Source organism: Kitasatospora sp. NPDC022856, from assembly GCF_055561235.1.
On record NZ_JBVHHE010000002.1, the window covers coordinates 399493 to 424796 of the forward strand.

Below are 25304 nucleotides of genomic sequence, written 5' to 3' on the forward strand. Positions count from 1 at the left end.
GGCGTCCGGGGGGCGGCGGCGGGTCCGCGGCGGCTAGCCGTAGGAGACGTTGCTGCAGATGTCGTCGTCGGCCGAGCGGGCCTCGTTGACCACCTCGGTGGGCAGCGGGGCCGGCACGTTGGGCGTGGCGCCGGTCGCGGCCGGGTTGGCCGCGGCGTAGTCCTTGCCGAGGACGAGGCTGATGCCGGCCGCCGAGGTGGGCGTCAGCTGGGCGCCCGGGAACATCGCCGCGATCCGCTCCGCGTTGGCCTTCTGCCCGGAGCCGTACTCCACCGTGGTGGTCGCCTTGTTGGTGTTCTTGGCGGTGGTGGTGCCGGTGACGGTGACCTTGTTGGTCTTGAGCGTCTCGGCCGCCTTGGCGGCCAGCCCGGTGACGGTGGTGCCGTTGTAGACCGCGACCTTCACCGGCGGGCCGTCCACGGCGGTCGGCGAGGGCGCGGCCGGCGTGGTCTCGGCGGGGGCCGGGGTCTGCGGCGCGTCCTCCTGCTTGCCGGTGGCGTCCTCGCCGTCGATGGTGCGGTCGGCCTGGAGGGTCTTCCAGAGGTTGTCGACGGCCGGGTGGACCAGGTCGATCCGGGGGCCGTTGTAGCGCCACGGCGTGGTCAGGAACTTGACGTCGTGCAGGTCGATGTTCTTCATCGACAGCGCGAAGTCCATCAGCTTCTTGGCCGAGTCCAGCCCGGGGTCGACCGTCATCGACTTGGTGGCCGCGTCGGCCAGCGGCAGCAGCGTGGTCGGGTTCAGGCCCTCGCCCTTGACCTTGGCCATCAGCGAGGACAGGAAGGCCTGCTGGCGCTTCATCCGGCCCACGTCGGACTCGTCGCCGATGCCGTGCCGCAGCCGGACGTAGTCCAGCGCCTTCTGGCCGGAGAGCTTTTGCTTCCCCTTGGGCAGGACGACCTTGCCCTTCTTGCCCAGGTTGGGGTTGAGGTGCCCCTCGTAGATGTCGTTCGGCAGGCAGACGTCGACGCCGCCGACGGCCTCGGTCATCGCCGCGAAGCCCTCGAAGTTCACCTCGATGGTGTGGTCGACCCGGATGCCGGTGAGCTTCTCCACGGTGTTCTGGGTGCAGGCCGGGTTGCCGGCCTCGCTGTTGCCCACCGAGAACGCCGAGTTGAACATCTGCCCCGGCGACTCCTTGGTCCACTTGCCGTTCGGCAGCTTGCAGGCCGGGATGGTCACCAGCGCGTCGCGCGGGATCGAGATGCCCACCGCGTGCTTGTGGTCCGCGTAGACGTGCAACAGGATCGTGGTGTCCGAGCGGGCACCGTCCTCGTTGCCGCCGCCGAGGTCGCTGTTCTTGCCGGCCCGCGAGTCGGAGCCGATCAGCAGGATGTTGACGGGCTTGTTGCCGTTGGCGTCGGCGACCGCCTCGGGCGGGCGGTCGGTGGAGATCGCGTCCGCGTCGAAGGACTTGATGTTGCCGTTCAGCTTGTAGTAGATCGCGCCGCCGGTGCCCGCCAGCGCCACCAGGACGCCGGCCACCGACCAGGCCACGATCTTCTTGGTGTTCCGTTTCGGCTTGCGGCTGTTGCGCGCGGCCGCGCGGCCGCCCGTCGCGGTGCCCTCGGCCTTCCCGTCCTCGGACCGCCCGCCGTCGCCCTTGCCGCGGCCGCCGCCCTTGGCCTGGGCGGCCCGCCGGGCCTCCGCCCGGCCGCCGGGCCGGGGCGCGGGCACCCGGGCGTCGTCCGCCGGTCCGTCGGTGCCGGCGCCGCCGCGTGAACCGCCGGTCCGCGGGGTGCCGGCCGCGCGTGCGGCGCCGGTGCCGCGGGGGCCGTTCGCGGCGCGCCGCCGGCCTTCCGCCCCCGACGTGCTCTCGTCCCACTGGCCTGACATGCGCGTACCTCTCAGCGGCGGAAGCAGCAATCCTGTACGTGTCCGGCGGGCACGGCCCGGGTGGGCCGGGACAACCGCACAGGAGCACCGCACCGGGAGACGCGGAGCTTCAGCGGAGCATACAAACTCTTTCTTTCACGGTCAGCATCCGGGTGCCGTCGGGCGGCCCGGCCGGTGCTCAGTGCCGCGGGTAGAGCCGCTCCAGGACGACGGCGACGCCGTCCTCGTCGTTGCCGACGGTGACCTCGTCGGCGACCGCCAGCAGCTCCGGGTGCGCGTTGGCCATCGCGACGCCGTGCGCGGCCCAGCCGAACATCGGCACGTCATTGGGCATGTCGCCGAAGGCGATGGTGTCGGCGGCCCGCAGGCCCAGGCGGCGGGCGGCGACGGCCAGGCCGGTGGCCTTGGAGAGGCCCAGCGGGAGCAGTTCGACGATGCCGGCGCCGGACATCACCACGCCGACCAGGTCGCCGGCGACCCGGCGGGCGGTCTCGGCGAGCGCGTCGTCGGTGAGCCCGCGGCACTGGATGTAGAGCTTGCTGAGCGGGGCGGCGAGCAGCTCGCCCTTGTCGACCCGGACCACCGGCAGGTCGGAGCCGATCAGGAGTTCGTAGCCGGGACCGGCCAGGACGTCGCCCTCCAGGCCGTCCTGGTTGGCGGCGACGGCCAGCGGGCCGGTCTCCGCCTCTATCTTGGCGATCGCCAGCGCGGCCAGCCTGCGGTCCAGGGTGAGCGAGGTGAGCAGCTTGTGCGCCCCGGCGTCGTAGACCTGCGCGCCCTGGCCGCAGACCGCTATGCCCCGGTAGCCGATCTCGTCGAAGACCGGCCGGGCCCAGGCGGCCGAGCGGCCGGTGACGACGATGTGCACCGCTCCGGCGCCGGTGGCGGCGGCCAGCGCGGTGCGGGTGCGCGCGGAGACGGTCTCCTCGCTGGTGAGCAGGGTGCCGTCGAGGTCGGTGGCGACCAGCCGGAAGGGCAGGTCGCCACCGGCGCCGGGGGAGACGGGGCTGGGGCTGGTACTGCTCATGGGCCGTGCGTCTCCCGGGAGTTGCATTCGGGCGGTGGTGCGGTGGGCGTTACTTGACCGGGGGCAGGACGGAACGCCCGCCGAGGAACGGCCGCAGCGCCTCCGGGACCACCACCGAGCCGTCGGCCTGCTGGTGGTTCTCCAGGATCGCCACGATGGTGCGCGGAACGGCGACCAGGGTGCCGTTCAGCGTGGCCAGCGGGCGGACCTTGCCCTCCTCGCGCATCCGGATGGAGAGCCGGCGCGACTGGTACTCGGTCGTGTTGGAGGTCGAGGTGACCTCGCGGTACTTGCCCTGGGTCGGGATCCACGCCTCGATGTCGAACTTGCGCGCCGCCGAGGAGCCGAGGTCGCCGGAGGCGACGTCGATCACCCGGTAGGGCAGCTCCAGGGCGTTCAGGAAGTCCTTCTCCCACTGCAGCAGCCGGCGGTGCTCCTGCTCGGCGTCCTCGGGCGTGGTGAAGACGAACATCTCCACCTTCTCGAACTGGTGGACGCGGATGATGCCGCGGGTGTCCTTGCCGTAGGTGCCGGCCTCGCGGCGGAAGCAGGACGAGTAGCCGGCGTAGCGCAGCGGCAGCTTGTCCGCGTCGATGATCTCGTCCATGTGGTACGCCGCGAGCGGGACCTCGCTGGTGCCGACGAGGTAGCGCTCCTCCTCTTCGAGGAAGTACACGTTCTCGGCGGCCTGGCCGAGGAAGCCGGTGCCGTCCATGGCGGCCGGGCGGACCAGGGCCGGGGTGATCATCGGGGTGAAGCCGGCCGCGGTGGCCTGGGTGATCGCCATGTTGACCAGGGCGAGCTCCAGCAGCGCGCCGACACCGGTCAGGTAGTAGGACCGAGCGCCGGCGACCTTGGCGCCGCGCTCGGTGTCGATCGCGCCGAGGATCTGCCCCAGCTCGACGTGGTCACGGGGCTCGAAGCCCTCGGCGGCGAAGTCGCGCGGAGTGCCGATCTCCTCCAGCGTGACGAAGTCCTCCTCGCCGCCGACCGGGGCGGCCGGGTCGATGAGGTTCGCCAGCGAGCGGAGCAGGCGCTCGGCCTCCTCCTTGGCCACGCCCTGTTCGGCGTCGGCGGCCTTGACCTCCTCGGCGAGCGCCTTGGTGCGCTGCAGCAGGGCGGTCTTCTCCTCGCCCTGGGCCTTGGCGACCTGCTTGCCGAGCGTCTTCTGCTCGTTGCGGAGCTCGTCGAAGCGACTGCCCGAGGACCGCCGCCGTTCGTCGGCGGAGAGGAGGGCGTCGACCAGGTCGACGTCCTCGCCACGGACGCGCTGCGAGGCGCGCACTCGGTCAGGGTCCTCACGGAGCAGGCGAAGGTCAATCACGGGGCCAAGCCTACCGGGCGGGGGCCCGTCCACCGGTAGCGGATTTCCCCTGGGGATAACTCGCTCCATCCTGTGGATAACTCCTGTGGGCAAGCGCCGGGGGGTGAGTTATCCACAGGTGGATCGGGTGGGCTGTGGATGGCCGGGATCCGGGTGGGGAGAGAGGCCGCAACCTAGGAATTGAGGTTTCAAACCTCATTTGACCTTCCCGGGTGAGGGAATTGAAGCACTCAGACGGGTGATTTGCTGGCACACGGGTGACTCTGGTCCGATTAGTCATCTCTGCGCCGCTAACCGGTGTTCCGACCGAAACGGCCGATGGCTATACCGGTTTGTCGACTCGTCCCCAGGTCTGTGGATAACTTTCGGCTGTGGACAGCCACCGGCCCTGTGGACAGCCGGTTCCGCCGCTGTGGAGCCTGTGGACGACGGGTGCGGTCACCTGCCCCGGTGGCTGAGTTCAGTCGAAAACAGTCAAGAAAGAACAGGAAAACGAAAGCCGGCGATCAAATGTCCGGGCGGCCCGGGTCACCCGGATGCCGCAGCCGGCCGCGCCGCCCCGCAGGCCCGGGACACCCGGAGCCGGGTACCCCGGTCGCCCCGTTCGCCCCGGCGGCCCCGCGCGCCTCAGATGTCGCCGCGCCCGTCGAGGCAGCGGGAGAGCCAGTCGGCCGCCGCGCCGAAGTCGGCGTCCGAGGTGCCCGGCCGCCGGTGCTTGGTGACCTGCCGGTCGGCGCGCGGATAGGAGCCGAGGAAGCGCACCTGCGGGCAGATCCGCTTGAGGCCCATCAGCGCCTCGCTCACCCGGCGGTCGGCGAGGTGGCCCTCGCAGTCGATCAGGAAGCAGTAGCTGCCGAGCCCCTCACCGGTCGGGCGGGACTCGATCCGCATCAGGTTGACCCCGCGCACCGCGAACTCCTGGAGCAGCTCCAGCAGCGCGCCCGGGTGGTCGTCCGGCAGCCAGACCACCATCGAGGTCTTGTCCGCCCCGGTCGGCGAGGAGACCCGACCCGGCCGGCCCACCAGGATGAAGCGGGTGGTCGCGTTCTGCGCGTCGGCGATGTCCTTGACCAGTGGGTCCAGGCCGTAGATCGGCGCCGCGAACTCGCCCGCGAAGGCGCCGTCGAACCGCTCCTCGGCGACCAGCCGGGCGCCGTCGGCGTTGGAGGCCGAGGACTCCCAGCGGGCGTCCGGCAGGTTGGCGGCCAGCCAGCGGCGCACCTGCGGCTGGGCGACGGGGTGGCTGGTGACGGTCTTGATGTCGCCCAGTTCGGTGCCGGGCCGCACCAGCAGCGCGAAGGAGATCGGCAGCAGCACCTCCCGGTAGATCATCAGCGGGGTGCCGGCGGCCAGTTCGTCGTTGGTCGCGGTGACGGCGCCCTCGACGGAGTTCTCGATCGGCACGAACGCGCCCGAGGCCTCGCCCGCGCGCACCGCGTCCAGTACCAGCGGCACCGAGGCCAGCGGCACCAGCTCCCGGGTCGCCGCCTCCGGCAGGGTGCGCAGGGCCGCCTCCGTGAAGGTGCCCGCCGGGCCGAGGTAGGTGTAGCGGGTGGCCGACATGCCGCCTCCATGCGAAAGGGTTACCGAGCAGATCACCTTAGTCACTTCGCCCGCCTCCCACCGCCGCGTTCCGGTCCGTGGGAATCCCGGGCGGGGGGCCGGCCCGGGCGCGGGAGGTGCCCCGGCCCCCGGCCGGCCGCTACTCCAGCAGCGTCTGCCCCACGTAGCCGCCCTCCGGCGCGCCGGGCGGCACGGCGTACAGCCCGCTCGCCTCGTGCCGCAGGAAGCGGGAGAGGCCGTCGCCCCGGGAGAGCTTGCGCTGCACCGGGGTGAAGCCCCGGCCCGGGTCGGCCTGGAACGCGAGGAAGAGCAGCCCGGCGTCCGGCGAGCCGTCGGCCAGCAGGCCGTCGTGGTAGGAGAAGCCCCGCCGCAGCATCGCCGCCCCGCCGTTGGCGGCCGGTGCGGCGACCCGGATGTGCGCGTCGGCGGGGACGGCCAGCGTGCCGTCCGCCCTCTGCGCCGTGAGGTCCACCGGCGTGGTCTCGCCGGCGGAGGCGGGCGCGGAGAGCGGCGCGCCGTCCGTCTTGCGGCGGCCGATCACCCGCTCCTGGCGGTCCACCGGCAGTGCCTCCCAGGAGTCCAGCAGCATCCGGATCCGCCGGAACACCAGGTACGAGCCGCCGTTCAGCCAGGCGCTCCGCTCGTCACCGGCGGCGCAGAACACCTTGCCGGCGAAGCCGTCCTCACCGGGCCGGGGGTTGTTGGTGCCGTCGATCTGGCCCATCAGGTTGCGCCCGGTCATCGGCCGCGCGGTGGCGCCGGGCGTCCGGGCGAAGCCGGCCGCCTGCCAGCGCAGCGCCGCGGTGCCGGCCGCCCGGCGCTGGAGCACCCGCAGGGCGTGGACGGCGACCAGCGCGTCGTCGGCGCCGATCTGGACGAAGAGGTCGCCGTCACCGCGGGCCGGGTCCAGCGCGTCCGCCGGGAAGGCGGGCAGCGGCTCCAGCGCCGCCGGGCGGCGGTCGGCCAGTCCGGCCCGGTCGAACAGGGTGGCGCCGAAGCCGAAGGTGACGGTCAGCGAGCAGGGGCCGGCGTCCAGCGCCACCTGGTTCTCGAACGCGTCGGCCGGCTCGCCGGCGGCCAGCAGCGCGGCCGTCCGGGACCAGTCGCGCAGCAGCGTCCGCAGCCCGTCCCGGCCGACGCCGGCGGCCAGGTCGAAGGCGGCCAGCTGGACCCGGGCCTGCTGCGGTTCGAGGATGCCGGCCTGGTGCTCGCCGTGGAACGGCACCCGTCCGGCGCCGAGCGCGCCGCTCGGCCCGGCGGCGGGTACGGCCGCGGGCGCCCGGTCCAGGGCGACCGCCCCGGCCGCGCCCACGCTCGCACCGGCCACCAGCCCGGCCCCGGCGGTGCCCAGCAGGGCCCGCCGGGTGACGCCGGCGCGCGGGCCGGGCTCCGCGCCGCCGGGCGGCCGGCCGGTGTCCGTGGTGCTGCCCATCGCGCTCACCCGATCTTCAGCTGCTTGATCTCGGTGGTCTGGTCGATCTCCGAGGAGCGGACCTGCACCGACACCACCCAGTTCCCGGCCAGCGGGAGCTGCCCGGTACCGCTCCAGCGGCCCGGGCCCTCGGCGGTCAGCGGCACCGGCAGCGGGCCGAGGTCGCGGTCCGGCAGGGTGAAGGCGAGCTCCACCTCGGGGACCTCGACCGGCTTGCCGTCCGCCCCGTCCAGGCTCAGGTGGACTTCGTTGGGGCCGGTCCGGGCCGGGTTGAGGGTGACGGTCGCGGTGCCCTTGGCGTTCGGCGTCCGGCCCTTGGTGTCGTACGGGAGCTTGAGCTCCATGGTCTGGCCGGGCACCGTCTGCGGGGCGGGCACGCCCGGCGCGGGCACGGTGGCGCCGTTGGCGGTGCCGGCCGCCGCGATCTCGCTCGCCACCCGGCCGGGCGGGGAGTTGGTCAGCATCGTGGTGACCACCAGCACGGCCACTGCCGCCACCGACTCGATCAGCACCGAGCGGCGCAGCCCGGCCCGGGTCGGGGTGAGTCCGCGGTCGCGGCCGGCGCTCGCCCGGGCGGCCCGCTGGCGGTCCAGCTGGGCCTGCCGGACCGGGTCGTCGGAGTGGGCCGCGACGGCGACCGGCTCCGGTGCCTCGACCGGCCGGGCCGCCTCGGCCTCCGCCGGAGCGGCCCGCAGCCGGGCCAGCCAGGCCCGGGAGATCCAGGCGACGCCGAGCATCGCGACCACGCAGCCGGTCTTCACCAGCAGCAGCCGCCCGTACTCGGTGTCGGTCAGCGCGCTCCAGCTGCCGAGGCCGCGCCAGGACTGGTAGATCCCGGTGGCGGCGAGCACCGCCACCGATCCGAAGGCGACCTTGGAGAACCGCTCGGCGGCCGCCGCGCCGATCCCGTGCCGCAGCCCGACCGCCATCGCGGCCAGGCCGCCGAGCCAGAGCGCCATCGCGATCAGGTGCAGCATGCCGAGCGGCAGTGCCAGCCAGACCTGGATGCCGACCGAGGCGTGGTCGGCGCCCACCCAGGTCGCCGAGAGGGCGACGGCCAGCACCAGTCCGGCCACCCCGAGGCCCAGCCGGGTCTCGTGCTGCGGGCGCTCGGCGGCGCGCCGCTCCAGCTGCCGCAGCTCGGCCTCCTCCGCCTCCTCGGCGGTCCGTGCGTCGCCGCTCGCCCGCGCGTCGTCCGCCTCCTCCGGGCGGGCGGCCGGCGCGGGCTGTCCGAGCTGGCCGACCAGCAACGACAGGAAGACCCCGCTCGCCGCGAGCAGCAGCAGCCGGGCGGCCAGCGCGGTGCCGATCCGCTCGTCGAGGGTGGCGCGCACCAGCGACAGGTCGAAGGCCTGCCCGACGCCGGAACCGCGCTCGTACGGGCCGCGCAGCATCAGCACCGCGACGGTGGAGACCAGCAGCGCCACCCATCCGGTCATCAGCAGCCGCTGCACCGCGCGCTGCGCCGCCCCGGCCGGCCAGCAGGCCAGCACGAACGCGGCCGCGCCGACGAGCAGCGCGAACGCCCCGTAGGCGACGGTCCGGCCGGTGCCGTACAGCGCGGCGACCACGCCGTCGGCCTCGGCGCCGCTCAGCGCGGTGGTGGAGACGGAGGTGTCCGAGGGCGCGCCGATCGAGAAGGTGAACGCCCCGCCGATCGGGTGCGAGTCCTCGGAGACCGCGCGCCAGGCCACCGTGTAGGTGCCGTTGGCCAGGCCGCTGTTCAGCCCGACCCGGGCGGTGTTGTCCTTGCCGTCCGCGTGCGCGGGGTTGCCGCCGTCGACCGCCTTGCCGGCCGGGTCGAGGACCCGGACCGAGTCCCCGGAGAGCGACACCGACTCGCTGAAGGTCAGCGTGACGGCCTGCGGCGCGGTCGCGACGACCGAGTTCTGCGCGGGGTCGGTGGACTGCAGGGTGGCGTGCGCGGAGGCGGGGCCGGCGCCGGCGAGCAGCAGCGCGAGCACCGCGCCGAGCAGGCCCAGCAGCCCGACGATCCGGCGGCGGGTGGTGGGGTTCGGCAACGCGGCCGTCAGCATCTCCTGGATCCCTTACTGCTGGCCGGGGCGGTAGGTGAGTTCCCGGACCGGCACCTTGACCGAGACGGTGCCGGTCCGGGCGAAGGTCAGGTCGAGTTCGAGCTCGTCACCGAGGGCGGGGGCCTTCCGCCATCCCATGATCATGAGGTGGTTGCCGCCCCGGGCGAGCTCCAACGCGCCGTGCGCGGGGACGTCCAGCCGCTCGACCTGCTCCATGGTGGAGGCGGTGGAGCGGTGCATGGTGACCGACTGCGCGGCCGGGCTGGAGACCTTGACCAGCTGGTCCTCGCCGCCGTCGTTGCGCACGGTGAGGTAGCCGGCCGCCATCCCGCCCGCCGGGGGCAGCGGGATGTAGGAGTCGGCGACGCTCAGCAGGGCCGGACCGTCGGCCCGGGCCTCGCCGTCGCCCGCGCCGCAGGCGACCAGGATGGCGCCGGCGCCCAGTGCCGTCGCCAGCACCGCCCCCGCGAGCGCGGTCCGCCGGAACCCGCGCGGCCCGCCGGCGCCGTTCATGCCGCGACCCCCTGGGCGAGCAGCGGGAGGTCGTGCTCGTAGGTCTTCTCCTCGGTGCCGCTGAGGTAGAGGACGTGCGCCTTGTCGTCCGAGGGCAGGAACGCCAGCACCTGCGCGCCGTGGGTGGAGGTGACCGTGCCGTCCGCGTTGACCACCGGGTCCTCGATCAGGATGCCGAGGGACTTGGCCGCGGCCTTCACCTTGGCCAGGTCCCCGGTGAGGCCTATGAAGTCCTTGCCCATCGAGTCCAGCCAGGTGCGCAGGACCTGCGGGGTGTCGCGCTGGGGGTCGGTGGAGACGAAGACGATGTCGACCTTCTGGCGCTCCTCGGGGGAGAGCTTGGTCATCGCCACGCCGATGTCGCCCATCGTGGTCGGGCAGACGTCCGGGCAGCTGGTGTAGCCGAAGAACAGCAGGGTGCTCCGGCCGTTGGTCCTCTGCCGCAGGTCGAAGGGCTGGCCGGCGGTGTCGGTCAGCTGGAGGTCGGGCTTGTCGAAGTGCTTGCCGAGCACGGTGCCCTGGTACGGGGAGTCGGCCTTCTGCTGGGTGACCTTGGCGGGGCCGGTGGAGCCGTCGGAGCCGCAGGCGGTCAGGGTGAGGGCCGCGGCGAGCGCGACGGCGGCGGCGCCGGCCAGCCGGGCGGTGCGGAGGGTGCGGGACATGGGGGATCCGATCGTGCGCGGTGGATCACCGGCGGGGCCGCGCCCGGGCCCGGGTGCGGTACGGGCGCGGCCCCGCCGGTGCGGGGGTCAGGAGGCGGAGCCGCCGTTCTTGCGGCGCAGGCCGAGCACGCCGAACGCCGCGCCGACCAGGCCGACGACGATGCCGACCACGGCGAGGACGCGGGCGGTGGAGTCGCTGCCCTTGTCCGAGGCGGCGGCGGCCTGGGTGGTGGCGTCGCCGTGCCCGTGGCTGTCGGCGGTGGCCGTGGGGGCGGCGGTCGCGCCGTGCTCGCCGCCGGCCGCGGCCTTGTCGAGGGCCAGCACGGGGGCGGGCTTGGCCGGCTCGGGCTGGCCGTCCTTGGCCTCGTCGATCCAGCGCACGACGTCGCCGTTGTCGTAGCTCTGCAGCGCCTTGAAGACCAGCTTGTCGGTGTCGGTCGGCAGCGGGCCGATCGAGACGCGGAACTCCTGGAACTGGCCGGGGGCGATCTTGGTGCCCGCGTCGGCGGTCCAGGTGATCTTGGAGACGGCCTCGTTGACGTCGTTGCCGTGCACCTTGATCGGCTTGTCGAGCTTGGACTTCTCGACGGTCGTGGTCCAGCCCGGCATCGGCAGGGTGCGGACGGAGGCCAGCGGGTGGTCCAGCGGGAGGTTGACCTCCAGCTTCACCGTGGACGCGTTGTCGTTCTCGTTCGGCACCCGGAAGTCCACGGCGGTGTAGCCGCCCTGCTGGGCGTTGCCCGGGTTCACGGTCACGTGCGCGAAGGCGGGGCCGGCCAGCGCCACGACCGACGCGGCGGCGGTGAGGGCGACGGCGGCGATACGGCGGGTGGGGAGGGAACGCATGATTCGGGTCTCCGTTCGGAGGCTCGGCGGCAGGACCGCTCCCGGACACGGTGATCCGTGCCTCGGCGGGGCCGCGCGGCGTGGGGACGAGTGGGGGCCGCACGCCGCGGGGGGCGGCGGGTACGGCGCGGTCGCCGCGTACACCCGGACCCGGTACGGGGCCTTGCCGGCACTCCGTCGGGGGCGGGTCAGTACGCGAGGGCCCCGAACGGGGGACCGCGCCGCACCACGCTGTGCCGCAGCGCGGCACGGGCCGGCGGCCGGCTGTCCCCGGCCCGCGCGCCGGAGCGGCGGGCAGGACCGGCGGGCGTGCCGAGCAGGCCCCGCAGCAGCGCCGCGGCCAGCGCGAACGCCGTCCGCAGCGGGGTGGTCCAGTGCTCCCGGGCGGCCGTGGCGGTGATCCTGACCAGCCGCCAGAGCGCCGCCTCGCCGCGCCGCAGCCACCAGCCGGCCACCAGGGCGGCGGCCAAGTGGCCCGCGAGCATCGACGGCGTCATCCCGAACAGGCCGTCCTGCCACCAGGGCGCGACGGCGAACGCCCGCGGGTCCAGCCCCGCGCCGGCGACCAGCTGCTCGGCCGACGGGCTGCCGGGCAGGCCGGCCAGCGTGCCCGGACTGGCCTCGTTGCAGATCAGCCGACCGGCCACCTGGGGCAGCGTCAGCGGGCCGGAGCCGCCGTGGTGCATCCCGGCCATCGCGCCGGCCGCCGCGGTGGCGTGCCCGCCGAAGGCGTGGAACAGGCAGTGCAGCCCGAGCTGGCCCGCACCGAGCGCGCCGGCGATGGCACCGAGCGAGCGCTCCCGCCCGCCGAAGGCCACCGCGAGCACCAGGACGGCCGCGAAGCCGGTCGCGAGCGCGGGCAGGGCCACGTTCCCGCCGCCGGCCAGGGCGTGCCCGGCGGCCGCGATCAGCGCGCAGACCAGGGCGAACGGGACGGCCCGCGCAAGCCGCAGGTCCCAGGCGGCGGCCCCCACCGGTGCGTCCGGTGCGGGGGCGCCCGGGTGCGGGGCGGCGGCGAGGGCAGTCATGGCCGGGCCATCATCTCATCGCCCCCCGCGCCACCGAGGGCAGGGTGGGAAATCCCTACGAATGCCCCGTTCGGCCCGGCGTGCGGCCCCCGGTGTGCGCCGCTCGGCACACACCCCGGCCCCAGTCCATCCGCCGAACGGGCGGTAGCCGACCCCCTGCACGGTTCACCGCATGATCGCCCGGAGATACCTAGTTGTATGTGGAGCCGCAGCCAGGAGGGACCTCCCGTGGACATCTGGTGGACTCTGCACCTCAAGCGCGACCCGGCCAGCGTTCCGCTGGCCCGGCGCATCCTGCTCGGTGCCATGGCGACGGCGGGCGTCGACCCGCAGATCGCCGACGACCTCGGGGTCGCCCTCAGCGAGGCCTGCGCCAACGCCGTGGAGCACGGCGCCTGCGGCCGCTCGGACGACGGCTTCCAGGTCACCGCGTCGATCAGCGGGGACCTCCTGCGGATCGAGGTCACGGACTCCGGCCCCGGCCTCGCCGCGCCCGCCGCCCCCGCCCCGTTCCCGCCGCGCCGGCCGGCCGCCCCGCCGGCCCGCCCGGCCGCGACCGGCCGGGGCACCCGCCGCCCCCGGCGCGGCCGCGCCAGCGTCCCCGGCCCGGTCCTGACCACCCGCCGCCCCCGCCGCGACGACCGCCCCTACGACACCCACGTGCTGCCCCCCTGCCACGCCGGGGCCCCGGCCCCCACCCTGCGCCCGGTCGACCTGGACACCCTCCCCGACCTCACCGCCGAGTCCGGCCGCGGCCTCTTCCTGATCCACGCCCTGACCGACCACGTCCAGCTCCGCAACCACCCCCTGCGCGGCGCGATCGTCAGCTTCGACAAGATCCTCAAGTGGCAGGACGGCGCCCTGCTGCGGGCCTGCTGACCACCGCGGACACCCCGCCCGGCGCCGGGCCGGGCGCGCCCTCCGGGGCGGCCGGGACGGAACTACGCTGGCGCGATGGGTGCGGTGGGTGAGTGGGATCTGCGGCGGCTGCGGGTGCTGTGGGCGGTCGGTGAGTGCGGGACGGTGACGGCCGCGGCGGAGCGGCTGCGGCTCTCGCCGTCGGCGGTCTCGCAGCAGGTGTCGGCGCTGGCCAGGCAGGTGGGCGCGCCGATGCTGGAGCCGTACGGGCGGCGGGTCCGGCTGACCAGTGCGGCGCGGCTGGTGCTGCGCCACGCCGAGGTGGTGTTCGGGCAGCTGGAGCGGGCCGAGGCGGAGCTGGCGGGGTACCTGCACGGCGAGGCGGGCGAGGTGCGGGTGGGCGCCTTCGCCACCGCGATCGGCGGGCTGCTCGTCCCGGCGATCGCCCGGCTGCGGGCGGACGCGCCGCGGCTGGCGGTGCGGGTGGTGGAGGCGGAGGCGGCCGGGGCGTACGGGCTGCTGGCGGCGGGGGACGTCGACCTGGCGCTCTCGCTCGCGGTGCGGCCGGCCGGCGGCGATCCCCGCTTCGTCGAGTCCGTCCTGCTCAGCGACCCGCTGGACGTGGCGCTGCCGCCCGGGCACCCGTGGGCCGACGCCCCGGGCCTGCGGCTCGCGGACCTCGCCGACGAGCCGTGGATCTACGGCGCCGCCGGCCCCTGGCGGGAGATCACCCTGACGGCGTGCGCGGACGCCGGGTTCGTGCCCGAGCGTGCGCACACCGCCGCGGACTGGTCGGCGATCCTGGCGATGGTCGCGGCCGGTCTCGGGGTGGCGCTGGTGCCCCGGCTGGCCTCGGCGGGGCGGGTCGGCGGGGCGGTGGTCCGGGCGCTGCCCGCCGACCTGCCGACCCGCCGGGTGGTCGCCGCGGTCCGCGCGGGGACGGAGGGGACGCCGCCGCTGCGCCGGGTGCTCGCGGCCCTGGCCGAGGCCGCCCGGGACGTTCAGTCCGGCTGAACGTTCTGATCAGATCTTTGTGATGGACCTGACGGGTGTGCCGGGGTGACCGTGGAGGCATGACCACCGACGCGACCGCCACCGAGACCGCCGCCACCGAGACCGCCGCCACCGAGACCGCCGACGCGCTGCCCTACGCGGGCGGCAACCCCTACGCCGACTACCGCTCCGGCAGCTTCGCCTTCACCGCCCTCACCGACCTGGCCGACCGCCGGCTCGGCGGCGCCGTGATCGCCGCCAACGACGAGCTCTTCGCCGAGCGGGAGAACCTGCTGCTGCCCGAGCCCGCCGAGTTCCGCCCGCACACCTTCGGCAACAAGGGCCAGATCATGGACGGCTGGGAGACCCGCCGCCGCCGCGGCGCCGGCACCGACCGTCCGCACCCGACCGCCGAGGACCACGACTGGGCGCTGATCCGCCTGGGAGTGCCGGGGGTCGTGCACGGCGTGATCGTCGACACCGCGCACTTCCGCGGCAACTACCCGCAGCGGATCGCCCTGGAGGGCGCCGAACTCCCCGGCACCCCGGGCCCGGAGGAGCTGCTCGCCGACTCCACCGTCTGGCACCCGCTGGTGCCCGCCTCGCCGGTGCGCGGCCACGCCGCCAACGGCTTCGCCGTCGAGGACGGCCGCCGCTTCACCCACCTGCGGCTCAGCCAGTACCCCGACGGCGGCATCGCCCGGCTGCGGGTGCACGGCGAGGCCCGGCCGGACACCGCCTGGCTGGCCGCGCTCGGCACCTTCGACCTGGCCGCGATCGAGCACGGCGGCACGGTCGAGGACGCCTCCGACCGCTTCTTCTCGCCCCCGGCCAACCTCGCGCTGCCCGGCCGGTCCCGGGCGATGGGCGACGGCTGGGAGAACCGCCGGCGCCGGGACGCCGGCCACGACTGGGTCCTGCTGCGCCTCGCCGGGCGCGGCGCGATCCGCGCGGTGGAGATCGACACCGGCTACTACGTCGGCAACGCGGCCGGCTGGGCCGCGCTCTACGGGCGGGACGAGCGGGCCGCCGACCCGCAGGAGTGGTTCGAGCTGGTGCCCCGCACCCGGCTCCAGCCCGACGCCGTCCACCGTCTGGTGCTGGACGCGCCCCGGCCCGCCACCCACGTCCGGCTCGACGTCTTCCCCGACGGCGGCATCGCCCGGCTGCGGCTGCACGGCAGCCTGGTCTGACCGGGTACGGCCGGGGCGGGCGGCGCCGTCGGCCCCCGGTTGCCGGGGCCGGAGGGCCGCCGGACGATGGGGGAATGATGCACCAGATGCGCGCCGAGTACGGTGACGGCGGTCCGTCCGCCGGGGTGAGGCTCTGGCACATGGTCCGCGGCTCCGAAGCCGTCGCCATGTGCGGCCGGGAGCTGGACGAGGGGGCGCAGCTGCGGGATCCGGCGGACTGGGGCAAGACGCCCGAACTCTGCTGCCACACCTGCGGCGCGTACTTCCTGCGCGAGACCCCGTACCTGGCGACCGAACACCCGTAGCCCGGCGGCGGCCGCCCGTGGCGCGTCCGGCGGCTCCGGCCGCGCGCTGATGCGGCGCGAACCGCCGGGCGGGCCCTAGCGTGGTCGGCATGGAGAAGTCCCTGGTCCGTCCGCGGTCGCTGGCCGACGAGGTCGCGCGGTCGCGGGGCGGTGACGCCGACCTCGCCGGGCGGGTCGACCGGCTCTGCGGCCGGATCGAGCGGCTGGACCCGCTGCTGCACACCTTCGTGCCCGAGGCCGGCCGGCCGGAGCGGCTGCACGCCGAGGCCCGCGCGCTGGCCGCGCGCCACCCCGATCCGGCCACCGCCCCGCCGCTGTACGGGGTGGCGGTCGGGATCAAGGACATCGTCCACGTCGACGGCCTGCCCACGCACGCCGGATCGGCGCTGCCCCCGGGCGTGCTGGCCGGTCCGCAGGCCGCCGTGGTGGACCGGCTGCGGGCCGCGGGCGCGCTGGTGGCGGGCAAGACGGTGACCGCCGAGTTCGCCGGCAGCGCTCCGGGCCCGACCCGGAACCCGCACCACCCCGGGCACACGCCGGGCGGCTCCAGCAGCGGCTCGGCGGCGGCGGTCGCGGCCGGGCTGGTGCCGCTGGCGATCGGCACCCAGACGATCGGCTCGGTGGTCCGGCCCGCCGCCTACTGCGGAGTGGTGGGCTTCCGGCCGACGTACGGGCGGATCCCGCTCGACGGGGTGATCCCCAACGCGCCGAGCTTCGACACCGTCGGCCTGTTCACCGCCGACCTCGCCGGGGCGGCGCTGGCGGCGCCGCTGCTCTGCGACGACTGGCGGGGCGAGCGGCAGGGCGGTCCGCCCGGCGACGGGCCGCCCGTCCTCGGGGTGCCCGCCGGGCCGTACCTGGAGCAGGCCGGACCGGCGGCGCTGGCGGCCTTCCGGGCGCAGCTGGACCGGCTGGCCGCCGCGGGGTCGACGGTGCGCGAGATCGAGTTGCTGCCCGACTTCGCGTGGCTGGTGCGGCAGGTGCGGACGATCAACCGCTTCGAGCAGGCCCGCGGCCACGCCGACTGGTTCGCCCGGTTCGGCGGCCTCTACCGGCCGGAGACGGCGGCCGGCATCCGGCACGGCCAGGCCGTCCGGCCGGAGGACCACGAGACGGCGCTCGGCGTCCGCGAGCACGTCCGCGCCCGGCTCGCCGAGGCCTGGGCGGCCGCGGGGGTGGACCTGGTGGTCGCGCCCTCCGCCACCGGGCCGGCTCCGTCCGGGCTGGGCAGCACCGGGGACGCGGGGATGTCCCTGCCGTGGAGCTACGCCGGGCTGCCCGCCGTCAGCCTGCCCGCCGGGGTGAGCGCGGACGGCCTGCCGCTCGGGCTCCAGGTGGTCGGCGCGGCCGGTGCGGACGAGTCGCTGCTGGCCCTGGCCGCGCCGCTGGAGCGGGCCCTGGGCGGCCCGGCCCGCTGAGCGGCGCGGCGGGCGGGGTCAGCGCCGGTCGCGCTGCTCGTCGGGGAAGCGGGGGCCGCCGATCAGGAACAGCAGGGCCGCGGTCGGAAAGCCGATCGACGCGGCCACCAGCACGATGAACTGCCAGAACATCCGTCGCTCCTCGTCCTCGTCAGTCCCGTGCGGCCCGGCCCCTCGAAGGAGACCGCGAAACCTGACAGGCCCTGATTGGCCGAATTATCCACTCGATATCCGACGGTATGGCCGAATTACCCCCGCTGCCACCGGACGGTCCGGCGCCGGCGGCGCGCACCGCGTGCACGGGTCTGGGCGCGCGCCCCACCCGGCGTCCACACTGTCGGGATGCAGGTACAGCTGGCAGGGGAAGCACGGCGGCCGGACCGCGAGAGCGAGGACTTCGCGGCGGCCTCGCCGGAGGCGCTCGTACTGCTCGACGGCGCGAGCTCGCCGACCGGGCTGGAGTCGGGGTGCCGGCACGGCACCCCCTGGTACGTACGGCGGTTGGGGGTGCACCTGCTGGCCCGGCTGACCGACCGGGCGGACCGCTCGATCGCCGAGTGCCTGGCCGACGCCATCGTGGAGACGGCGGCGCTGCACGGGGGCCGCTGCGACCTCGCCCACCCCAACACGCCCGCCGCCATGGTGGTCGCCGCCCGGCGGCACGGCAGTGCGCTGGAGTACCTGGTGCTCGGGGACTCGCTGCTGGTGCTGCAGTACAAGGACGGGCCGCTCAAGGTGATCGGCGACAACCAGCGCTTCCCCGCCGGTGAGGAGGTGCGCCGCCAGGTCTGGTCGACGGTGCCCGGCTCCACCGAGCGCGCCGCGCTGCACCTGGAGTACGCGCTGGCCGTCCGGGCCGCCCGCAACTCCGGCACCGGCCCGTGGATCGCCGCCGCCAGCCCCAAGGCCGCGCAGCACGCCGAGACCGGCTTCGTCGAGCTGGAGCGGCTGCACGCGGTGGCCGCGCTGAGCGACGGCGCCTCGCGCTACACCGAGCGCTTCGGACTGGGCAGCTGGGCGGACGCCCTGCGACTGCTCGCCGAGTCGGGGCCGGGCGAGCTGATCGCCCAGGTGCGGGCGGTCGAGCGGTCGGACACGGCCTGCGAGCGGTGGCCGCGCGGCAAGGCGCACGACGACGCTTCGGCCCTCTACGCGCTGCTGTAGCGGACCGGGCGGGGGCGGCGGACTCGCGCGGCCGACCGCCCGATATGGGCGCGGTATAGGAGCGGGCGGCACCGTGGCGGTGCTGATAGATCGGCATCTCCATGGCCGCACCCCTCCCCCGAAGGACGCTCATGACCGACTCCGTGGCGCTGTGGTTCCGCACCTACCACACGGCTCCGGCCCCGCGGCTGCGGCTGGTCTGCTTCCCGCACGCCGGCGGAGCACCCACCGCCTACTGGTCCTGGGCCCGCGAACTGCCCGAGGACATCGAGGTGCTGTCGGCCTGCTACCCGGGGCGGCAGGACCGCCTCGGCGACCCCTACGCGCCCTCCGTCCACGCGATGGCGGACGAGATCGCCGCCGCCCTGGCCGTTCTGGCCGCCGACGGAGTGCCGCTGGCCCTGTTCGGCCACAGCATGGGCTCCGTGGTCGCGCACGAGGTGACGCTGCGGCTCGGCGCCGAGCACGGCGTGCGCCCGGTGCGGCTGTTCGTCTCGGGCTCCGAGGCACCGCACCGCCGTGAGCGCGAGGAGTCGGCGGCCGCGGACGACGCCGACTTCCTGGCCGAGCTGCGCCAGCTCGGCCACAGCTCGCTGGCCGACATGGACCCGGGCCTCCTGGAGCTGGTGCTCCCCAGCATCCGGGCCGACTACCGGCTGTCGGCCGCCTACCGGCCCGACCCCGCGGCCGGTCGCCACCGGGTGCCGGTCGTCGCCTACGTGGGGGCCCGGGACGCCGAGTGCGAGCCCGACAACGTCGCCGCCTGGTCGGACACCACCAGCGCCGGCTTCGAACTGCGGATCTTCCCCGGCGACCACTTCTACCTCCAGGCCCAGGAGAAGCAGCTGCTCGCCCACATCGCCGGGCACCTGCAGTCCGACCTGCGGCTGCGCCAGGTGCTCGGCACCGGTCGCGCCTGAACCCCGCTCCGCCCCGCCCGCGCCGCGCCCGCCCGTCGCCGTCCCCGCGGGCGCCGGCGTCCCGCCCCGCCACCGTCCACCCCCGACCGAAAAGAGGCCGTGCTGATGGCCGATCACCTGGTGACCCGACTGGAGCGGCACGGCCGCGAAACCCCCGACCGCACCGCCCTGGTCTTCGTCGAGGCCGCCTCCGACGGCTGGTCGGAGCAGCCGCTGAGCTTCGGTGACCTCGACCGCGCGGCCCGCTCGGTCGCCTCCTGGCTGCGCGAGCGGTGCGCCGTCGGCGAGCGCGTGATGCTGCTGTACGGGGCCGGACCCGAGTTCGTGACCGCGCTGGCCGGCTGCCTGTACGCGGGCGTGGTGGCCGTTCCGGCGCCCCAGCCCAGCACCCAGCGCGGCCACAGCTCCCGCGTCGACGGCATCGTGCGGGACGCCGACATCCGCCTGGTGCTGACCGACTCGGCCAACCACGGCACGGCCGTCGCCATGCTGGAGCAGGCCGGTGTCACCGAGCTGCCCTGCGTGGCCACCGACCTGCTGGACCTGGCGCCCGCCCCCGACTGGCAGGTGCCGCCGACCGCCGACGACGACCTGGTGTTCATCCAGTACACGTCGGGCTCGACCAGCGCGCCCAAGGGCGTGATGGTCACCCAGCGCTCGCTGCGCCACAACATCGGCCTGATCGCGCGGGCCTTCGCGCTGGAGTACGACAGCCGCGGCGCCTGCTGGCTGCCCCAGCACCACGACATGGGCCTGATCGGCGCCCTGATCGCGCCGCTGTACGTCGGGGCCCTCGGCTACCAGCTCGCCCCGATGGCCTTCCTGCGCCGCCCGCACCTGTGGCTGGAGCTGATCAGCAGCCGGCGCGCCACCCACACGTCGGCCCCGAACTTCGCCTACGACCTGTGCGCCCGCCGGGTGACCGACGCCCAGCTGGCCGGCCTGGACCTGGGCAGCCTGGTCAGCGCGGGCAACGGCGCGGAGCCGGTCAGCGCCGCCACCCTGCGCCGGTTCGTCGAGCGGTTCGCCCCGGCGGGCTTCCGGCTCGACCAGTTCAACCCCTGCTACGGCATGGCGGAGACCACCCTGCTGGTCTCCGGCACGCCGCGCGGCGAGACCCCGGCCCTGACGGCCGTCGACGCCGAGGCGCTCGCCGCCAACGAGCTGCGTCCGGTCGCCCCGGGCGGCGACGGCCCGCTGCTGGTGAGCAGCGGCACCGTCCACGACCTCGACGTGCGGATCGTCGACCCGGCCACCGCCGCCACCCTCCCGGACGGCGGGATCGGTGAGATCTGGATCCGCGGCGACAGCGTGGCCGCCGGCTACTGGCGCAACCCCGAGGCCACCGCGACGACCTTCCGCGCCGTCACGGCGGAGGGCGCGGCGGGCTACCTGCGCACCGGCGACACCGGCGCCCTGCACGAGGGCCGGCTGTACGTCACCGGGCGGATCAAGGAAGTCCTGATCGTCAACGGCCGCAACCTCTACCCGCACGACATCGAGCGCGAACTCGCCGAACTGGACGAGGCGTTCAACGGGCTCAGCGGCAGCGTCTGCACGGTGCCGGGCACCGGTGAGCAGATCGTGGTGATGCACGAGGTCCGCCGCCGCCCCGGCGCCCCCGAGGAGCTGGCCGAGTTCGCCCGGCAGCTGCGCGGCCGGCTCGCCGAGCGGGTCGGCGTGCGGATCCCCAACCTGGTGCTGCTGCGGCCCGGCCAGGTCCGCAAGACCACCAGCGGCAAGGTGCAGCGCTCGCTCATGCGCGAGCTGTTCATGACCGGAGCGCTGGAGCCGGTGGTCGAGGACCTCGACCCGGCCACCGCCGCCCGCTACCGCAACGCGGCCGGTGCGCGATGACCCACGCCGCCACCCACCCCTCCCGCCGGATCGCCGGGGAGCTGGACCGCGCCCTCGGCGACCCCGAGGACGGCGGACGGCTGTTCTCCTACGCGCGCTGCGGCGCGCTGGACGACCGGGAGGAGTTCCCGGTCGAGATCTGCCGGGAGCTGGACCTGCTGGGGCTGCCCCGGCACTACGTCCCGGCCGAGTACGGCGGGGCGCTGGAGAGTTACGAGCACGTCCTGCAGCTGATGCGCGCGGTCGCCCGCCGGGACCTCACCGTCGCCATCGCGCACGGCAAGACCTTCCTCGGCGCGGTGTCGGTCTGGGTCGGCGGCAGCCGGGAGCAGGCCGAGCGGCTGGCCGCCCAGGTGCTCGACGGGACGGTGGTCTCCTGGGGCCTGACCGAGCGCGACCACGGCAGCGACCTGCTGGCCGGCGAGGTCGTCGCCGTGCCGACCGGGGACGGTTACCGGGTGAGCGGCGAGAAGTGGCTCATCAACAACGCCAACCGCGGCCGGGCGGTCTGCCTGCTGGCCCGTACCGGCGAGGCCGGCGACGCGCGCGGCTTCAGCCTGCTGATGATCGACAAGTCCGCCGTCGCGCCGCCCGGCTACCGGCCGCTGCCGGCCGTGAAGCTGCACGGCATCCGTGGCGCCGACATCAGCGGGGTGGCCTTCACCGACGCCCGGGTGCCGGCCGACGCGCTGGTCGGTGGCGAGGGCGACGGCGCCGAGATCGTCCTCAAGAGCCTCCAGCTGACCCGCACGATGTGCGCCGCGCTGTCGCTCGGCGCCGCCGACAACGCGCTCACGCTGGCCGCCGGCTACGCCCTGGAGCGGCGGGCCTACGGCCGGCTGCTGGCCGAACTCCCGCAGACCCGCAGGCTGCTGGCGCAGTCGTACGCGGACGGGCTGCTCGCCGAGGCGGTGAGCACGGTCGCCGTCCGCAGCATCCACGCGCTTCCCGGTGAGCTGGCCGTCTCCTCGGCCGTCACCAAGTACCTGGTACCGACCCTGGTCGACCAGGTGATCGACCGGCTCGGGACCGTGCTCGGCTCGCGCTCGCTGCTGGTCGGCGAGACCTACCAGCACGGCCGCTTCCAGAAGGTCCAGCGCGACCACCGGATCGTCGGCATCTTCGACGGCAACGCGCTGGTCAACCTGCACGCGCTGATCAACCACTTCCCCCTGCTGGCCCGCCAGTTGCGCAAGCGGACGGTGGACGCCGCCGGGCTGGCCGAGGCCACCGACCTGGCCGCGCCGCAGGCCCCGCTCGACCGCGAGCGGCTCAGCCTGCTCCCGCGCGGCGGCTCCAGCGTGCTGCAGGCGCTGCCCGCCGCGGTGGCCGACCTCGGCCGGCTGGCCGCGCACGGCGCCGTCCCGGCCTCGCTCGGCCGGCGGGCCGAGGCACTGCTGGCCGCGGTCGACGGCCTGGCGGTTGAACTGGCCGCCCACCGGCCGGTCCCGGTCGAGGCGCCGCGCGCGGCCTTCGACCTGGCCGAGCGGTACGCCCTGCTGTACGCGGCCGCGGCCGCCGTCCAGCTCTGGCTGCGCAACCACGAGGCACCCGAGCACCAGGGCGGCCTGTGGGCCGACGGGCTCTGGCTGGAGGCGGCGCTGGCCCGGGTGCTGACCCGGCTCGGCCACGGCCCGCGGCGCCCGGTGGCCGGCGACGACCTGCTGGAGCGGCTGGTGCCCTTCCTGGAGGAGCAGCAACGCAGCGGCCTCCTCCCGTCCCTGCTGTCCTACCCCCTGGTGAAGGGAAGCAGCCGATGACCACGGCCACCACCCCCGACTGCTACGCCGACCTCGGCAACCCGGCACCGCTGGAGGCCCTGTTCGGCGACCCCGAGTACCAGGACAACCCGCTGGGCTTCGCCGCCTTCGTGGCCGCCGACGAGCGCGGCGACCTGCTCCCGGCCGGTGAGCGCGTCCTGGACGCCTACGGGCTCGGCGCCGAGTTCGTGCCGCGGCGGCTCGGCGGCCGGCTCGACCGGGCCGACCGGCTGGCCCGGGTGCTGCGCCCGCTGTTCCGCCGCGACGCCGCGCTCGGCCTCGGCCACGGCGCCAGCAACCTGGTCGGCGCGGTCAACGTGTGGGCCCAGGGCGGTGACCAGCAGCAGCGGTGGCTCGCGGACGTCCTGTGCCGCAACGGCCGGATCGCCGCCGCCTACACCGACATGTCCACCGGCAACGACGTCTCGAACACCGCCTTCCGCGGCACCCTGCGGCAGGACCACCTCGTCCTCGACGGCCGCAAGGAGATCATCAACAACCTGGCCCGTGCCGAGGCCGTCACCGTGCTGGCCCGCACCAGCCCGGAGCCCGGCAGCCGCAGCCACTCGATGGTGCTGGTCGACATGGCCACCGCGCCGCGCGACCGGCTGCGCTTCCTGCCGCGCTACCGCACCGTCGGGGTGCGCGCGATGTACCTGGGCGGGCTGCAGTTCGACCACTGCCCGGTGCCGGTGACCGCGGTGGCCGGCGAGGTCGGCGCGGCCATGGAGACCATCCTGCGGTCCTTCCAGGTCACCCGGGCGGTGCTGCCCGCCGCCGCGCTCGGCGCGGTGGACCAGCAGCTGCGCACGGTCACCGGCTTCGCGCTGGGCCGGCGGCTGTACCACCGCACGGTGGCCGACCTGCCGCACGCCCGCTCGGTGCTCACCGACGCCTTCGTGGACCTCCAGGCGGCCGACGCCTTCGCCACCACGGTCTGCCGCGCGCTGCACCTGCTGCCCGGGCAGACCAGCGTCTACGCGGCGGCCGTCAAGTACCTGGTGCCGCTGCTCTTCAAGGACACCGTCGACGCCCTGGGCCAGGTGCTGGGCGCCCGCTCGTTCCTGCGCGAGGGGCCGCACGCGGTGTTCCAGAAGCACGCCCGGGACCTGCCGGTCGCCTCGCTGGTGCACGCCGGCGGCACGGTCTGCCAGGCCACCGTCATCCCGCAGCTGCCCCGGCTGGCCCGCGCCGCCTGGCTGGTCGGCGAACCGGCCCCGGCCGGCGTCTTCCACCTGGCGGGGGACCTGCCCGAGCTGGACTTCGACCGGCTGAGCACCACCGCCGGGCGGTACGACCCGCTGCTGGGGAGCCTGGTGGACGCGGCCGCCCGGGTGCGCGAAGAACCGGTCCTGGGCCGGCTCACCGCCCAGCTGGTGGACGAGCTGACCGCGCTCAAGCAGGCCTGCCAGGAGCTCGCCCCCCGGGACCGCACCCCGCTGGCCGGCCCGGTGAGCTTCGAACTCACCCACCGCTACGCGGTGCTGCTGGCCGCCGCCTGCTGCCTGGGCGTGTGGCTGAACAACCCGGACCACCCGGGCGCGTACGCGCACCGGCCCGAGTGGGTCGTCGCGGCGCTGGCCCGGCTCACCGCCCGGCTCGGCTGCCCGCCGGTGCCCGGGGCGGAGGCCGTCCGCCCGGCGGTCTTCCGCGAGCTGCTTGACCGCTACGAGAGCGGCGCCGGATTCGACCTCATCGGCCGGCACCTCGCCTGACCGGCCGGCACCTCGCGCACGCGGACCGGCGGCTCCCGGCGGGAGCCGCCGATGACGCCCAGTGACAGGAAGAGAGCATGGGAAAGTACGTACGGGTCGAGGAGGCCGGGCCGGTCGCGACCGTCCGGCTGCTGCGCCCGACCATCAGCGGCGCCGACCCGGTGCTGCCCGCGGAGCTGGCCGAGGCCGCCGAGCGGGTCGGATCGGACCCCTCCGTCCGGGCCGTGATCCTCACCGGGGGCCGGCGCGTCTTCGGCTCCGGCGCGGACCTCGCGGCGATGGCCGAGTGCACCCCCGCCGAGGTGGACGCGTACACCGCCCGGCTGCACGCCGGGTTCGCCGCGATCGCCGCGATCCCCAAGCCGGTGGTGGCCGCGATCGTGGGCTTCGCCCTGGGCGGCGGGCTCGAACTCGCGCTCTGCGCCGACTTCCGGGTGGCCGGGTCCGGGGCCGTGCTCGGCCTGCCGGAGATCCGGTTGGGGATCATCCCCGGCACCGGCGGCACCCAGCGGCTGCCCCGGCTGATCGGCCCGGCACGGGCCAAGCGGCTGATCATGACCGGACGGCAGGTGGACGCGGCCGAGGCGCTGGAACTCGGCCTGGTCGACGAGGTCGTCCCGGACGCCGAGGTGCACGCCTCGGCCCAGCGGCTGGCGGAGCGGTTCGCCGACGGGCCGACAGCCGCCCTCGGCGCCGCCAAGCGGGCCGTCGACGAGGGCCTCGGCCGACCGCTGGCCGAGGGACTGGACCTCGAACGGCACCGGTTCGCCGCCCTGTTCGCCACCGCCGACCAGCGGGAGGGCCTGCGGGCACACCTCGCCGGGGAACCCCCGCGGTTCATCGGCCACTGACCC

The 25304-nt window shown here is 75.3% G+C and carries 21 protein-coding genes; 11 read left to right on the forward strand and 10 right to left on the reverse strand.

The genetic code is table 11. From position 1 onward, the window contains the following. Positions 1–33 precede the first annotated feature (33 nt). From ACZ34W_RS04810 to ACZ34W_RS04855, 10 genes are all read right to left on the reverse strand, one after another. The gene (locus ACZ34W_RS04810; protein ID WP_465601816.1) at positions 34–1836 is read right to left on the reverse strand and encodes an LCP family protein; all 1803 of its coding nucleotides are present in this window, start codon (positions 1834–1836) and stop codon (positions 34–36) included. A 178-nt stretch (positions 1837–2014) separates the two neighbouring features. Next, positions 2015–2863 carry an HAD family hydrolase gene (locus ACZ34W_RS04815; protein ID WP_329488939.1) on the reverse strand — a complete coding sequence of 283 codons (849 nt, stop codon included), beginning with the start codon at positions 2861–2863 and terminating at the stop codon, positions 2015–2017. Positions 2864–2912: 49 nt separating this feature from the next. Next, complete coding sequence (gene serS / locus ACZ34W_RS04820; protein ID WP_329488940.1) at positions 2913–4187, reverse strand: serine--tRNA ligase; 1275 nt, start codon at positions 4185–4187, stop codon at positions 2913–2915. Positions 4188–4814: 627 nt separating this feature from the next. Continuing rightward, positions 4815–5750 (reverse strand): prephenate dehydratase, encoded by a 936-nt coding sequence (pheA, locus tag ACZ34W_RS04825; RefSeq protein WP_329488941.1) that lies wholly within the window; start codon positions 5748–5750, stop codon positions 4815–4817. Between the two features lie 139 nt (positions 5751–5889). Next, positions 5890–7182, reverse strand: coding sequence for an iron uptake transporter deferrochelatase/peroxidase subunit (gene efeB, locus ACZ34W_RS04830; protein ID WP_465601822.1), 1293 nt, complete (start codon positions 7180–7182; stop codon positions 5890–5892). Positions 7183–7187: 5 nt separating this feature from the next. Next, complete coding sequence (locus ACZ34W_RS04835; RefSeq protein WP_465601825.1) at positions 7188–9218, reverse strand: copper resistance CopC/CopD family protein; 2031 nt, start codon at positions 9216–9218, stop codon at positions 7188–7190. 12 nt (positions 9219–9230) lie between these two features. Further along, positions 9231–9731, reverse strand: a complete 501-nt coding sequence (locus ACZ34W_RS04840) for a copper chaperone PCu(A)C (protein ID WP_329488944.1) — start codon at positions 9729–9731, stop codon at positions 9231–9233. Next, positions 9728–10393, reverse strand: coding sequence for an SCO family protein (locus ACZ34W_RS04845; RefSeq protein ID WP_465601829.1), 666 nt, complete (start codon positions 10391–10393; stop codon positions 9728–9730). Before ACZ34W_RS04845 ends, ACZ34W_RS04840 begins: the two co-directional genes overlap by 4 nt. Positions 10394–10480: 87 nt before the next feature. Further along, positions 10481–11239, reverse strand: a complete 759-nt coding sequence (locus ACZ34W_RS04850; RefSeq protein ID WP_465601832.1) for a YcnI family copper-binding membrane protein — start codon at positions 11237–11239, stop codon at positions 10481–10483. Between the two features lie 188 nt (positions 11240–11427). Further along, positions 11428–12267, reverse strand: coding sequence for a hypothetical protein (locus ACZ34W_RS04855; RefSeq protein ID WP_465601835.1), 840 nt, complete (start codon positions 12265–12267; stop codon positions 11428–11430). A 228-nt stretch (positions 12268–12495) separates the two neighbouring features. Between ACZ34W_RS04855 and ACZ34W_RS04860 the strand changes: the two genes are divergently transcribed. From ACZ34W_RS04860 to ACZ34W_RS04910, 11 genes are all read left to right on the forward strand, one after another. Further along, the gene (locus tag ACZ34W_RS04860; RefSeq protein ID WP_465601838.1) at positions 12496–13146 is read left to right on the forward strand and encodes an ATP-binding protein; all 651 of its coding nucleotides are present in this window, start codon (positions 12496–12498) and stop codon (positions 13144–13146) included. Positions 13147–13230: 84 nt separating this feature from the next. Next, positions 13231–14139 (forward strand): LysR family transcriptional regulator, encoded by a 909-nt coding sequence (locus ACZ34W_RS04865; RefSeq protein ID WP_465601888.1) that lies wholly within the window; start codon positions 13231–13233, stop codon positions 14137–14139. A gap of 59 nt (positions 14140–14198) precedes the next feature. Then, the gene (alc, locus tag ACZ34W_RS04870) at positions 14199–15311 is read left to right on the forward strand and encodes an allantoicase (RefSeq protein ID WP_465601841.1); all 1113 of its coding nucleotides are present in this window, start codon (positions 14199–14201) and stop codon (positions 15309–15311) included. Between the two features lie 74 nt (positions 15312–15385). After that, positions 15386–15616, forward strand: a complete 231-nt coding sequence (locus ACZ34W_RS04875) for a hypothetical protein (RefSeq protein ID WP_329488950.1) — start codon at positions 15386–15388, stop codon at positions 15614–15616. Positions 15617–15705: 89 nt separating this feature from the next. Next, the gene (locus ACZ34W_RS04880) at positions 15706–17034 is read left to right on the forward strand and encodes an amidase (RefSeq protein WP_465601844.1); all 1329 of its coding nucleotides are present in this window, start codon (positions 15706–15708) and stop codon (positions 17032–17034) included. A gap of 342 nt (positions 17035–17376) precedes the next feature. Beyond that, on the forward strand, positions 17377–18198 hold the full coding sequence (locus ACZ34W_RS04885; RefSeq protein ID WP_329488952.1) for a protein phosphatase 2C domain-containing protein: 822 nt from the start codon (positions 17377–17379) through the stop codon (positions 18196–18198). 131 nt (positions 18199–18329) lie between these two features. After that, on the forward strand, positions 18330–19118 hold the full coding sequence (locus ACZ34W_RS04890; RefSeq protein ID WP_329488953.1) for a thioesterase II family protein: 789 nt from the start codon (positions 18330–18332) through the stop codon (positions 19116–19118). 105 nt (positions 19119–19223) lie between these two features. Then, complete coding sequence (locus ACZ34W_RS04895) at positions 19224–20975, forward strand: fatty acyl-AMP ligase (protein WP_329488954.1); 1752 nt, start codon at positions 19224–19226, stop codon at positions 20973–20975. Further along, the gene (locus ACZ34W_RS04900; RefSeq protein ID WP_465601849.1) at positions 20972–22735 is read left to right on the forward strand and encodes an acyl-CoA dehydrogenase family protein; all 1764 of its coding nucleotides are present in this window, start codon (positions 20972–20974) and stop codon (positions 22733–22735) included. Before ACZ34W_RS04895 ends, ACZ34W_RS04900 begins: the two co-directional genes overlap by 4 nt. After that, complete coding sequence (locus ACZ34W_RS04905) at positions 22732–24450, forward strand: acyl-CoA dehydrogenase (RefSeq protein ID WP_465601852.1); 1719 nt, start codon at positions 22732–22734, stop codon at positions 24448–24450. The genes ACZ34W_RS04900 and ACZ34W_RS04905 overlap by 4 nt, the downstream gene beginning before the upstream one ends. Positions 24451–24527: 77 nt before the next feature. Then, positions 24528–25301, forward strand: coding sequence for an enoyl-CoA hydratase/isomerase family protein (locus tag ACZ34W_RS04910; RefSeq protein WP_465601855.1), 774 nt, complete (start codon positions 24528–24530; stop codon positions 25299–25301). The last annotated feature ends 3 nt before the right edge of the window (positions 25302–25304 follow it).

What these genes read in the sequence shown, in the direction of transcription:
- ACZ34W_RS04810 (WP_465601816.1), bottom strand. Translation starts at nt 1,836, where the DNA reads ATGTCAGGCCAGTGGGACGAGAGCACGTCGGGGGCGGAAGGCCGGCGG.
- ACZ34W_RS04815 (WP_329488939.1), bottom strand. Translation starts at nt 2,863, where the DNA reads ATGAGCAGTACCAGCCCCAGCCCCGTCTCCCCCGGCGCCGGTGGCGAC.
- pheA (WP_329488941.1), bottom strand. Translation starts at nt 5,750, where the DNA reads ATGTCGGCCACCCGCTACACCTACCTCGGCCCGGCGGGCACCTTCACG.
- efeB (WP_465601822.1), bottom strand. Translation starts at nt 7,182, where the DNA reads ATGGGCAGCACCACGGACACCGGCCGGCCGCCCGGCGGCGCGGAGCCC.
- ACZ34W_RS04835 (WP_465601825.1), bottom strand. Translation starts at nt 9,218, where the DNA reads ATGCTGACGGCCGCGTTGCCGAACCCCACCACCCGCCGCCGGATCGTC.
- ACZ34W_RS04840 (WP_329488944.1), bottom strand. Translation starts at nt 9,731, where the DNA reads ATGAACGGCGCCGGCGGGCCGCGCGGGTTCCGGCGGACCGCGCTCGCG.
- ACZ34W_RS04845 (WP_465601829.1), bottom strand. Translation starts at nt 10,393, where the DNA reads ATGTCCCGCACCCTCCGCACCGCCCGGCTGGCCGGCGCCGCCGCCGTC.
- ACZ34W_RS04850 (WP_465601832.1), bottom strand. Translation starts at nt 11,239, where the DNA reads ATGCGTTCCCTCCCCACCCGCCGTATCGCCGCCGTCGCCCTCACCGCC.
- ACZ34W_RS04855 (WP_465601835.1), bottom strand. Translation starts at nt 12,267, where the DNA reads ATGACTGCCCTCGCCGCCGCCCCGCACCCGGGCGCCCCCGCACCGGAC.
- alc (WP_465601841.1), top strand. Translation starts at nt 14,199, where the DNA reads ATGACCACCGACGCGACCGCCACCGAGACCGCCGCCACCGAGACCGCC.
- ACZ34W_RS04875 (WP_329488950.1), top strand. Translation starts at nt 15,386, where the DNA reads ATGATGCACCAGATGCGCGCCGAGTACGGTGACGGCGGTCCGTCCGCC.
- ACZ34W_RS04880 (WP_465601844.1), top strand. Translation starts at nt 15,706, where the DNA reads ATGGAGAAGTCCCTGGTCCGTCCGCGGTCGCTGGCCGACGAGGTCGCG.
- ACZ34W_RS04885 (WP_329488952.1), top strand. Translation starts at nt 17,377, where the DNA reads ATGCAGGTACAGCTGGCAGGGGAAGCACGGCGGCCGGACCGCGAGAGC.
- ACZ34W_RS04890 (WP_329488953.1), top strand. Translation starts at nt 18,330, where the DNA reads ATGACCGACTCCGTGGCGCTGTGGTTCCGCACCTACCACACGGCTCCG.
- ACZ34W_RS04895 (WP_329488954.1), top strand. Translation starts at nt 19,224, where the DNA reads ATGGCCGATCACCTGGTGACCCGACTGGAGCGGCACGGCCGCGAAACC.
- ACZ34W_RS04900 (WP_465601849.1), top strand. Translation starts at nt 20,972, where the DNA reads ATGACCCACGCCGCCACCCACCCCTCCCGCCGGATCGCCGGGGAGCTG.
- ACZ34W_RS04905 (WP_465601852.1), top strand. Translation starts at nt 22,732, where the DNA reads ATGACCACGGCCACCACCCCCGACTGCTACGCCGACCTCGGCAACCCG.
- ACZ34W_RS04910 (WP_465601855.1), top strand. Translation starts at nt 24,528, where the DNA reads ATGGGAAAGTACGTACGGGTCGAGGAGGCCGGGCCGGTCGCGACCGTC.